Annotated in this window: 6 protein-coding genes; all 6 read right to left on the reverse strand. The window is 24.2% G+C overall.

Going from position 1 to position 11,174, the window contains the following annotated elements; translation table 25 throughout:
* The coding region (locus VAMP_RS03045) for a S8 family serine peptidase (RefSeq protein WP_213349086.1) at window positions 1–2,283 on the reverse strand (2,283 nt) is incomplete at its 3' end.
* Between the two features lie 156 nt (window positions 2,284–2,439).
* Complete coding sequence (locus VAMP_RS03050; protein WP_213349090.1) at window positions 2,440–2,961, reverse strand: transposase; 522 nt, start codon at window positions 2,959–2,961, stop codon at window positions 2,440–2,442.
* Window positions 2,962–3,130: 169 nt separating this feature from the next.
* Window positions 3,131–6,832: an S-layer homology domain-containing protein gene (locus VAMP_RS03055; RefSeq protein WP_213349093.1), complete on the reverse strand. Its 3,702-nt coding sequence runs from the start codon at window positions 6,830–6,832 to the stop codon at window positions 3,131–3,133.
* A 385-nt stretch (window positions 6,833–7,217) separates the two neighbouring features.
* Window positions 7,218–8,645, reverse strand: a complete 1,428-nt coding sequence (locus VAMP_RS03060; RefSeq protein WP_213349096.1) for a ComEC/Rec2 family competence protein — start codon at window positions 8,643–8,645, stop codon at window positions 7,218–7,220.
* Window positions 8,646–8,668: 23 nt separating this feature from the next.
* A complete protein-coding gene (locus tag VAMP_RS03065) occupies window positions 8,669–9,493 on the reverse strand; it encodes a polysaccharide pyruvyl transferase family protein (protein ID WP_213349099.1) in 825 nt (274 codons plus the stop codon).
* Window positions 9,465–11,174, reverse strand: a 1,710-nt coding sequence (locus VAMP_RS03070; protein WP_213349101.1) for a ComEA family DNA-binding protein, incomplete at its 5' end; no start/stop codon positions are given. The genes VAMP_RS03065 and VAMP_RS03070, both read right to left, overlap by 29 nt.

Below are 11,174 nucleotides of genomic sequence, written 5' to 3' on the forward strand. Positions count from 1 at the left end.
AGCTTTTATTTCAAAATTATATTCTCAAGCTTTAACATTTTCTAAATCAAAATTTTCATCTCAATTTATACTTAAACTATAATCTACATTTGGACTTACATTAAATACTACTTCATATCTTTCCTCTTCCAAATCAACATTTATTGTTTTTCATTCATCTTTTACCTCAAATTCTTCTGTCAAACTATTATATCCTGTCAAACTTGCTTTATATTTATAACTTCCATTTACTAATTTATATATATTTCATGTTCAATTTATTTCATTTCATTCATTATCTTCTATTTCCAATTTTAAATCTTCTGGATTTAAGTTAAATACTACTTCATATCTTTTCTCTTCCAAATCAACATTTATTGTTTTTCATTCATCTTTTACCTCAAAACTTCAAGTATAAGTTTGATATCAATCAGCTTTTATTTCAAAATTATATTCTCAAGCTTTAACATTTTCTAAATCAAAATTTTCATCTCAATTTATACTTAAACTATAATCTACATTTGGACTTACATTAAATACTACTTCATATCTTTTCTCTTCCAAATCAACATTTATTGTTTTTCATTCATCTTTTACCTCAAAACTTCAAGTATAAGTTTGATATCAATCAGCTTTTATTTCAAAATTATATTCTCAAGCTTTAACATTTTCTAAATCAAAATTTTCATCTCAATTTATACTTAAACTATAATCTACATTTGGACTTACATTAAATACTACTTCATATCTTTTCTCTTCCAAATCAACATTTATTGTTTTTCATTCATCTTTCACCTCAAATTCTTCTGTCAAACTATTATATCCTGTCAAACTTGCTTTATATTTATAACTTCCATTTACTAATTTATATATATTTCATGTTCAATTTATTTCATTTCATTCATTATCTTCTATTTCCAATTTTAAATCTTCTGGATTTAAGTTAAATACTACTTCATATCTTTTCTCTTCTACCTTGTCTGTCATACTTAATAAAGTTGCTTCCAAATCTGGAACAACACCCCGTATAGTTTTAGTATCAAGAGAATCTAATTCTTGTCAATTATTTTTTATTAAATCAAAAATTTCACTATAAGTTTTTTCTGTTGCAAAAGACCAAATTAAAGATACAACTCAAGCAATATGAGGAGATGCCATAGAAGTTCATGACATATTTCAATATTTATTTCAAGGCTTTGATGAATAAATTGAACTACCTGGTGCTCATATATGAACTGTTTTATCTCAAAAATTTGAAAAGCTAGATAATCATTTATCTTTTTTTAAAGATGCTACTGAAATAACATTGTCAAGTCATTCTATACTATTTTCTCAACATTGAAAGTCTGATCAGAAACCTGCTGGAGTAAAAAAAGTTTGATCATTATCAGAAGAATTATTTCATGCAGATGCTATAAAGACACCTCAATTATCTCAAAAATCTTTTATAGTATTATAAAATAGTTCATCAAAATAACAATTTGATTGATATCATAAACTTGCATTCAATACTTTTGCTCAATTTTCTTTCGCAAAATTTATTCATCTAATTATACCACTTGTAGGACATGTTCAATTATCATTACAAACTTTCAAAGACATAATTTGTGCATATGGATTTACTCAAACTATTCATCAATTTGATCAAAAACTATTTAAACTTCAAGCTATAGTTCAAGAAACATGTGTTCAGTGTCAATGTACATCATTTTGATCTTTTTGATTTGAAGCAAAATCATAACCATAAATACAATCTCACATATATTCTCAATTTCGATCAACACAATCATCTCAATTCCACATTTGTCATTCAAATTCTGGATGATTATAATCAATTCATGTATCCAAAACACCTACCAATATTTTATTTGGATCTTGCATTTCCGAATTATATATATCAATTCATTTTGGCCATTTAATAAAATCCATTCACCAAAGTTTATCATAATCTGGAATATCTTTTGTTATATCATCAATTTCATAAATAAAATTTGGTTGAACATGTTTTACTCAAGGTTCTTTACTTAATTCTTTCATAAGTTCTTCTGTTGATTTAGCTTTAGACTTATTTTTTTGAGAATTAGTTCAAAACTTATTTCAAGTATCACTTTTTAATTTTACTATATTTTTACTAGTATGTCAAATATTTTCAGTTTTATATCATTTTGATTTCATTCACTTTACAAAACTTTCAATATTTTGGGGTCAAATATTTCAAATTCTATCATCTTCATATAAAATAATAACTTCTCATTCTACATAAGGTTTATCAAAATTCGCAAATAATCTATTGACAAATCACATATAAATAATTAAAATTATTGTTAATATTGAGAATATTGTTTTTTTCATAGCATTTTTGTATAAAAAATAAAAATTATATTTTTTATATATCAAAAATACTCAAAAAGTCAAGTTAAATTGATTATTTATATAATTTTTTTAAAAATAAAATAATATCTAAAATTCTAAATCTTTCAAAATTCATAAAGTATTATTAATATTTCTATAAGTTTCTTTTTCTCACTTTTCCAAAATATGAAAACTGGTATAATTCCAGTCATTTATATTATCTACTATTCAATGTTTAATAGCATTAAAATTAACATAAACAAAACATTTCTGTAAATAAACATCATCTTGTATAGCTTTTACTTTGAATCTTCAATCAAATACAGGTCATTTTCAAGTTCAATATTTTGCTTTAAAATATTGTGCATAAGATTGTTGAATTTTTCTCATAAAGTTTGAAATATAATTTTCAGTTTCAGATTTTGAAATTAATATAAAATGAAAATGATTTGGCAAAAAACAATATGAAACCAAATCTATTTTTGAAAAATCTCATTTTGAATATTTTAAAATTATTTTGTAAAATCTATCATAATCAGAATGTTCATAAAAAATTCTCTGTTGTTCAAATCAACGATTAAAAATATGATAATATATATAAGGATATAATTTAAAATATCTAATTGGCATCTTACTTTTTTTAAATATAAATTCTCGCCCGGGCGGATATATTATATTAATTTTAAATTAAATTTCAAGCAAAATTTCCCGCCCGGGCGAGAAAACAACAATTAAAAAAAACTCCGACCAAGGTCAGAGTTTTAAAACTAAATTAATAAGTTTTTTGTTAAAAAAGTAATTAATATTGATAAGAACTTACTGTAGTTGGTACTCATACATTATATGAAGATACTTCAACAGCAACAGCTCAAGTAAGATCATCAATAAATGATAATTTTTCTATTCTAGTTTCTCTAGTTTCATTATCTGAATTACTAGCAGTAACACCAGTAAGTTTAACAACAAACTTAACTGTTTCACCTGCTGAAACATCTCTAGAAGCTGTTCACTGAGTCATATTACTAAGATCAGATACATCACCAGTAAACACTATATTTGATGAACTTTCATTATCTCTATAAACTGTTACAGTTCAACCTGTCAAAGTAGCACTACCAGATATATCAAACTCAACATCATCTAAAGTAATCTTTCTATTAGAATCAGCTGTTACTTCAAATTCATATAAGTTAGTAGAACTAGGAGTAAATGAAGTCATAGAAACTGTTGGTTTAGATCTAGAAATCATATGAACATTAGATACAGCACTAGCAACATCACCAGGAACTAAATTAATTGTTTCTCAAGTTGAATCAGATATTAATCTAATTCATTGACTTGTACCATTAACTGGAGTATACGAACCTTCACCAATCTTGAAATCAAATTCTCAATAATTTAATGAATTATCTGAATCATTAAAAGCAATATTTACTTCAAATTTTTCCAAATTATCTCTTTCCAAAATTATAGGATTAGAATTTCAAACTGGGAAATATATAGTGCTATCACTTACAACAGCTCAAGCTATATTCCTACCTCATACATCCAAAGAAACAGATCTAACTGAATTTAATAAATCAATACCTGTATATGCATTTTGTGTAATATACAAATCAGTAAGCCTTAACATATCATCTTGAGCTTCCATTTCAAAACTAAACACATCAACTTCTGTTTCTGAAGGAGAAACAATAGTAGAATTTCTAGTATCAGAATTTCTATCTATAGATAATGTTCATCAAACAACAAAAGTATATGTTACTCAATTAGATGCTCAACTAAGTTCACTATTTGTCAAAATTTCATTACTTGCAACATTTCTAGCATCAATATGAGTATTATCAGATATAGATAAATTAATATTCTCACCTGCAGAAACAGAATTAGAAAAATCAACAACTATATTAAATGACTTAGCTTCATTTTTAGGAATATTAACATTCAAACTATTAAAATTAAAATCACTTCTAGTATCTAATAAATTATTTCATTCATATAACCTAATATTATTAATATCTGCTATATCAACTGTTCAACCAACATTAGGAGTCAAAGAAGTAATTCTAATATCAGACACATCATTAGCTCTTAAACTAAATCATAATAATATAACATCTTTTGCCCCTGGAACCAAATCTTCATTACTTAAACCATCATTTCTAGTCATAAGTAAATCAGAATCAGCAACAGTAACTCTAACTCATTGAACAGATCAATTAATACCTTCTGTAGTAGGAGTTAAACTTGGTCTTTCATCATTAGATATATATCTAACATCTTTAACTGTAGTTTTAGATTTATCATTTAAATCAGTAGAATCAATAACAATTTTAAAATCTTTAATTTCAAATGTAGGATCAGTTGAATTTACATTATTATTAATATTTCAAATAATTTGTATTCTTGATTCCTCATTTACTGTAAAAGTTCAATCAAAAGTAAAAAATTGTCATGCTCATACAGTATCATCAGTAGATGAATCAGGAGTATAAGTAGAAACAGTTCTTCAATCTACCAATAATCTTAAATCTCTATACTGATGATAAAAACTTTCACTAGTAGTATCATATTGAATATGTAAATCTTCTATAGTAATAGATTCATCCACATTAAGATCAGCTGACAACAATACAACATCTGAAGTACTAGCTGACACAGTAGCTGTATTTACAACACTAGTATCTCTAGACATTAACAATTCTCAACCTTTTATTTCATATTTAGTCATAACATAATCACTAGCATTATCCAAAGGAGCAGAAAAATTAGTAGGAAGTTCTACAACTGATAAATCTGATTCATTTCTTAATTCAAATTCTATTTCATCTCAATCCCTATCAGTAGAAACAATATCAGCTCTAATTTCATATCTTTCACTTCTACCATTTTCTATTTCATGATTAACAGTAAAAGTTATTTCCCTACCTGAAACAATAACATCATTAGAAATTTCAACTCAATTATTGTATATACCTACATTAGCAAGAGAAGATTCTAAATCAGCTGCTCAATTATTCCTCAAAGTAATAGATTTAAATAAATTATTTCTATCACCTGATGTTTCAAGATCAAATTCTCATATAAGAACATTAGAGTCTCAAACATTAACTTCAACATCTGATATATCACTAGCATCAAAAATCACTGATTGAACAGTATAAGAACCTACTCTCATCATATTACTTCTAATAGGTAAGTTTCAAACAACATTAGTAGTAGCTGATACAGAATTTATAGAAAAAGCATGTTCAGCACCAACATCTGCTCAATTATTTCAATTTCTTGTTGAACTTAATTCTACCACCAAATCAAGTGTTCTAACAGTATCAGCAGGTATAGTCAATGCAGGGGCAAAATTAACAACAGCTTCATTATCTATATTTACAGATGCCCTAGAAGATACCCTCTTACCATTATGTTCAAAATAAACTCTAGATATATCTTCTCTCATAGACAATCATTCTCTAGTAACATTAATAGAATCTATAGACACATCAGCATCTCAAGCAGCAAGATCTATTTTTGCAAAAGTTACAAGACCTTTTCTAGGAATAGTTTGACTAGCAGGAGAATTAGGATTCAAAGCCACTTCCAAAGTACTACCAGAAACTTCATAATCATCATCACCTTCTTCTGGTTCTGGTTCTGGTTCTGGTTCTGGTTCTGGTTCTACTTCTTCTTCAACTTCATCTTCAAAATCATTAAATAAGTCATCTAAATCAATTTCTTCTTCTGGTTCTGGTTCAGGTTCAGGTTCCTCTTCTGCTTCCTCTTCACCAAATAGACCACCTAATAACTCATCCAAATCTGGTTCTTCTTCTGGTTCTGGTTCTTCTTCTGGTTCTGGTTCTGGTTCCTCTTCACCAAATAGACCACCTAATAATTCATCCAAGTCTGGTTCTTCTTCATCACCTCAAACATTTGATGTATCACCAGAAGCTCTATACAACATAAGACCAGCTTCATATCTCAATATACTTCTATCTTGAGCATTAACATCAGTTTCGTTAGTAAGACCCATTTGTCTAGCTGAGTTAAAATATTCTGTCCACCAAGGAGTTAAACTTTCATCTTTCTTTCCATCCAAAGCTCTCACAGCTACAGTTATAAATTCTGCTCTTGTTATTTCATCATTAGGTCTAAATTGTCAATTAGAACCACTCATAATTCACATTCTATAAGCTTTTTCTATAGAATTAACCAAAGTAGGATCTGCATTATCCAAATCATTAAGATTTACTGACATAGAATTGTCAGCTTGAATATCAAGACCTTCAGCAAATCATACAAAGAAATGAGCAGCTTGTGCCCTTGTAAGATTATTCATAGGCATAAAAGAATCTACAGTATTACGACTTGTAAGACCTGATTCATACATCCAACTCAATGCCTCATTAAATTCTGGATCATTAAATCCTGTAGCTCAATATACAACTGATTGTAGAGTTTGACTCAAAACTAAACCTCAAACTGCAACACCAGCCATTACTTTCTTCATATTATCCATGTGTTTGTATTAGATAAGTATATAAATAAAACTGTTTTCTCCATTATATAATTTAAATTATGGAGCACAGCGGTAGTTTACAAATTTTTTATAAAAATTCAAGAGAATTTTAATAAAAATATATAATTAAAGTAAATAACAACATTTAAGCACTATTGTAAACTTGTGCAAACTGTATTACGATATATGTTTTTATTTGTGACAAAAAAAATTATAAATTAGTAATAATAGTTAGTATTAATCATAATATACAGAGCAAAACTATTATAATTCATATTAAATTATATTTTTTATTATTCATAAATATATATTAAATATTAAATATATACTATATTATATAATATAATATTTTTTTTGCAAATTAATCATAAATAATTTAAGTTATTATTCTGAAATATCTCAAAACAAATAATAAACTAATAAATAATAATATCAATTTTATTTTTAATATATAATTTTGTATTATCATATAAAATCAATTCATATAAAATAAATTAGAAATACAATAAAACCAATCAACAATTATATTTTGTAAATAAATCAAATAACTAAAATCAAAAAATATAAGAGATAAAGAAATTATCATTAATAATGGCAAAAATGGAACAACTAAAATATTTGCAAATATTGTAAAAAGATTTATTTGATCAGTAAAAAAAAGTAAAAATGGAAAAACTCATAAACTAGCTCATATAGTGGGATATACATATTCTCAAATTCTTTTATGAACAAAAGATTTTTGTTTAGGTAAAAAATATTGAAAAACAATAATTCAAATTAAAGCAGAAAAACTTAAAGCAAAACCCATATCATATAATATACTATAAGGATTAAACAATAAAACAATTACAAAAGCTGTTTTTATTAAATTCCATATATACACTTCCCTACCTGCCAATATAGCAAATAAAGTAATGGATCACATAATCCAAGCACGAAAAATATTTGCTGAAAGTCAAACCATAAAAGAATAAAAACTTACACAAAAAATAATAATTATTATTCTAATATACAAAGGTAGCCAAAAAAATAAAATATTTAAGAAAAATACTAAAAAAGCTATATGAGTTCCACTAGTTGCAATCATATGAACTAATCATGTTTCCAAAAATGTTTGATATTCAAAATTAGGAATTAATGATCTATCCCCTATCAACACTCATATAGATAAACCAGAATATTTATTATTTCATAAATTTTCTTGTAATGAAGATTTTACAAAATTTTTGGACCAAAATAAATAATCAAGATTATTATTATCCAAATAAATAAAATTATCTTCATAAATTGTTCAATAATATTTTTTCAAAAATAGCCAATATTTGTAATCAAATTCATATTCAAAATCTTTTGTAGACAAATTTATATAAAAATCTTCAAAAAAATTATCAAAATCATTTAATATTTTACTTTGAGTCAATCACGGAGAATATGATGAATAAGTTTTTATTGTATCTCATATATTATGTTCATAATCTGAATAATAAATATATTTTCTATTATGATAATCTTTAAAAATAAATCTTTGAGAATCAATTCTATCTACAATCTGCCCTGTTCATACAAAAGATTTATCAAAATCAGGAATTTTTTGGAAATAAAAATAATGATTAATAAAAATAGATAAAAATGGAAATAAAATTACCAATAATATATTTGAGAAAAATAAAAATAATTTTTCTTTGTAAAAAATTTGTAAAATAGAAATTATAAATAATTCAATCAAGGATATTATTGAAAAAAGAAATAAATCTTCTATCAATACTAACAATAAAATATTTATACTAAAAAATAAAATATACATAACTAAATTTTTGTAAAATAAATTTAATTATCAATTAATTTTGATATTTTATCTTGATATGAAATACTTTGATATGGAATAGATAGATATTTTAATATCAATAAAAAATGCAGTCTAGCCCCTACCCCACTTTTTGCTGTAGAAAAAAAATCAATTATTTCTTTTATAGATTTATCACTTCGATCATAAATTTCAATATTTTTGTATTGAGATCTTAATATTTGATATACACTTATATCTTCACTAATATCTCATGGCACAAAATAAATTTTTTCATTATTTTGAATTTGACAAGCTTTAAATAATTTTTGTCGATCATATTTTGATTTAATATACGGATTTCAATTTATCAAAATATTATTTGAAATAGATTTTTTTTCAATTTTGAATTTATCCAAAACATCAATAGCAAAATCATGATATTGAATAGTATTTTTATTATAAGATTTAGCAATATTGAAAGAATCTTTTTCTCTTACTACTATATTTTTAGCTTTAGGAAGTAAAAAATTATATAAATATTTAGTTCTTTTTTTATTTATTTTTCATATTCATCAAAATAAAACAAAATCTTCAAAAAATATTTTATTAAAAAATTTTATAGGATATAAATAACCATCATAAGGGAAAGATCTCTGATCAGTAAGTACTTCCCCACCTCATCGAAAATGTATAGTATTTTTTGTAAAAAAAGGATATTTTTGAGAAAAAGTAATTTTATTAATATCAATATCTAATAAATCTTTATTTTTATCTAACCAAGAACTTAACCAATCTGGATTTGGACTTATTATTTTCAATAAATTTAAATCATAATTATTAAAAATGTAATTTATTAATCATATCATAAGTATCTCATCTCACAGGTTCTTGTATCAAAAATAACCTTTCAATATTCATTGCATTTTTTTTAAATAAATTTTTAAAATTTTTTATCTCAGAATTAAACAGTGAAAAAATATATTTATTAGTATTTTTAAATACATTAAAATAATAATTTGGAATATATTTATTATAATATGAAGGCAAATCTGATATATTGCCATTATTTATCATTTCAATATGAGATATATTATAAGGTTTAACTTTTATTCAATCAATTTCAAGTAAATCTTTTCATTCTTTTAAATTATCAATTTGATTTTGATAAATATCATTAACACTTGAAATTCAAGATTCTTCAAATACCATATACCAATCTGACTTAAGTTTTTTATTTACTATATTTGAATAATTTTTATGCAAATTCATTTTATTTTTATACAATTCTCTATCATCAACACATTTAGATCGTGAATTTCTCGCCCGTTCATATTTGTTTTTATTTTGTAAAATTATATTATCCATTTTTTCAATATTTTTGATGGAAGTATTTATTATTTTTGGCAATTCATACTCCCCTAACAAAAATTCATCTTGATAATCAAAAAGTCTATATTCTCATTCATAATTATTATCAAAATATAAGCTTTGATATCAATTTGAATTAGTAGACACTACCCTGTCCATTATCTGTCAATCTTGTCATATTAATTCTAATTTTTGAGAATTTAAACTAATATAAATAGAATCCAAAGTATAAACATTTAAATCTCTAGGAAAAGCAAATTCAGTATCTGAAATTACAATATATTCTCAAGATCAAACATTTATTTCAAACTCTCTAGAACTAGATCATCGTCATAATCAATTTACTTTCAAATTTCAAGAATACACTCATCATATAGATTGAATTTTTATATATGATGCTAACAAATCATTAACAGGATTTATTTCAACTATTTTCAAATTTCATTGATTATTTTTCTCTTCTTTATTTTCTTCATCTTTATTTTCAATTATTTCACTGTCCAAACTGTCTATATTTTGTCAATCTTTATTTTGACAATTTGTAGGGGAGTCTAGACTTATATTTTTGTCATCAATAATATTTTGTAATATACTTTGTCAAATTCATTTTATTTCAAGTAATTCTTCATATTTACAATATGGTTTATTTTTTATTATTTCTCTTGCTATATTTTCTCATATTCTATTTATTGTTTTTAACTCTTCTATACTTGCCGTATTTATTTCAATTTTTTTGTTTATTTCATTTTGTTCAATTTTTTTATTTTCTTCATCTTTATTTTGTCAAGTTTCTTTATTTTCTTCATCTTTATTTTCAATTATTTCATTGTCCAAACTGTCTATATTTTGTCAATCTTTATTTTGACAATTTGTAGGGGAGTCTAGACTTATATTTTTGTCATCAATAATATTTTGTAATATACTTTGTCAAATTCATTTTATTTCAAGTAATTCTTCATATTTACAATATGGTTTATTTTTTATTATTTCTCTTGCTATATTTTCTCATATTCTATTTATTGTTTTTAACTCTTCTATACTTGCTGTATTTATTTCAAATTTTTTGTTTATTTCATTTTGTTCAATTTCTTTATTCTCTTCATCTTTATTTTCAATTATTTCATTGTCCAAACTGTCTATATTTTGTCAATCTTTATTTTGACAATTTGTAGGGGAGTC

The organism is Candidatus Vampirococcus lugosii (assembly GCF_018420025.1).
GTDB lineage: Bacteria > Patescibacteriota > Gracilibacteria > Absconditabacterales > Absconditicoccaceae > Vampirococcus > Vampirococcus lugosii.